The sequence below is a fragment of the Acinetobacter sp. YH12152 genome, assembly GCF_013418285.1.
Taxonomy (GTDB): domain Bacteria; phylum Pseudomonadota; class Gammaproteobacteria; order Pseudomonadales; family Moraxellaceae; genus Acinetobacter; species Acinetobacter amyesii.
In genome coordinates this window covers 1-1,271 of sequence record NZ_VPCH01000118.1, presented here as the reverse complement: position 1 = coordinate 1,271, position 1,271 = coordinate 1, and the positions used below count along the sequence as shown (strand labels likewise).

Annotated in this window: 1 protein-coding gene and 1 pseudogene; one reads left to right on the top strand and one right to left on the bottom strand. The window is 44.8% G+C overall.

The window, feature by feature from the left end; genetic code table 11:
- A pseudogene (locus FTU83_RS17585) lies at nt 1-199 on the bottom strand (hypothetical protein); the annotation flags it as partial.
- A gap of 129 nt (nt 200-328) precedes the next feature.
- Here FTU83_RS17585 and FTU83_RS17220 point away from each other — a divergent pair.
- The gene (locus FTU83_RS17220; RefSeq protein ID WP_000018326.1) at nt 329-1,144 is read left to right on the top strand and encodes an aminoglycoside O-phosphotransferase APH(3')-Ia; all 816 of its coding nucleotides are present in this window, start codon (nt 329-331) and stop codon (nt 1,142-1,144) included.
- Nucleotides 1,145-1,271: the final 127 nt, after the last annotated feature.

Below are 1,271 nucleotides of genomic sequence, written 5' to 3'. Positions count from 1 at the left end.
GGCCAGGCCTCAGCATTTTATTATGGTGATCCCCTGGGCGAAATGCGCCTGGTAAGCAGAGTTTTTGAAATGTAAGGCCTTTGAATAAGACAAAAGGCTGCCTCATCGCTAACTTTGCAACAGTGCCGTATTTGCAGTACCAGCGTACGGCCCACAGAATGATGTCACGCTGAAAATGCCGGCCTTTGAATGGGTTCATGTGCAGCTCCATCAGCAAAAGGGGATGATAAGTTTATCACCACCGACTATTTGCAACAGTGCCGATAAAAATATATCATCATGAACAATAAAACTGTCTGCTTACATAAACAGTAATACAAGGGGTGTTATGAGCCATATTCAACGGGAAACGTCTTGCTCGAGGCCGCGATTAAATTCCAACCTGGATGCTGATTTATATGGGTATAGATGGGCTCGCGATAATGTCGGGCAATCAGGTGCGACAATCTATCGATTGTATGGGAAGCCCAATGCGCCAGAGTTGTTTCTGAAACATGGCAAAGGTAGCGTTGCCAATGATGTTACAGATGAGATGGTCAGACTAAACTGGCTGACGGCATTTATGCCTCTTCCGACCATCAAGCATTTTATCCGTACTCCTGATGATGCATGGTTACTCACCACTGCGATCCCCGGGAAAACAGCATTCCAGGTATTAGAAGAATATCCTGATTCAGGTGAAAATATTGTTGATGCGCTGGCAGTGTTCCTGCGCCGGTTGCATTCGATTCCTGTTTGTAATTGTCCTTTTAACAGCGATCGCGTATTTCGTCTCGCTCAGGCGCAATCACGAATGAATAACGGTTTGGTTGATGCTAGTGATTTTGATGACGAGCGTAATGGCTGGCCTGTTGAACAAGTCTGGAAAGAAATGCATAAGCTTTTGCCATTCTCACCGGATTCAGTCGTCACTCATGGTGATTTCTCACTTGATAACCTTATTTTTGACGAGGGGAAATTAATAGGTTGTATTGATGTTGGACGAGTCGGAATCGCAGACCGATACCAGGATCTTGCCATCCTATGGAACTGCCTCGGTGAGTTTTCTCCTTCATTACAGAAACGGCTTTTTCAAAAATATGGTATTGATAATCCTGATATGAATAAATTGCAGTTTCATTTGATGCTCGATGAGTTTTTCTGAGGCACTGTTGCAAATAGTCGGTGGTGATAAACTTATCATCCCCTTTTGCTGATGGAGCTGCACATGAACCCATTCAAAGGCCGGCATTTTCAGCGTGACATCATTCTGTGGGCCGTACGCTGGTACT

Excerpts from the sequence above, each read along its gene's own strand:
- FTU83_RS17220 (WP_000018326.1), top strand. The coding sequence starts at position 329 with ATGAGCCATATTCAACGGGAAACGTCTTGCTCGAGGCCGCGATTAAAT.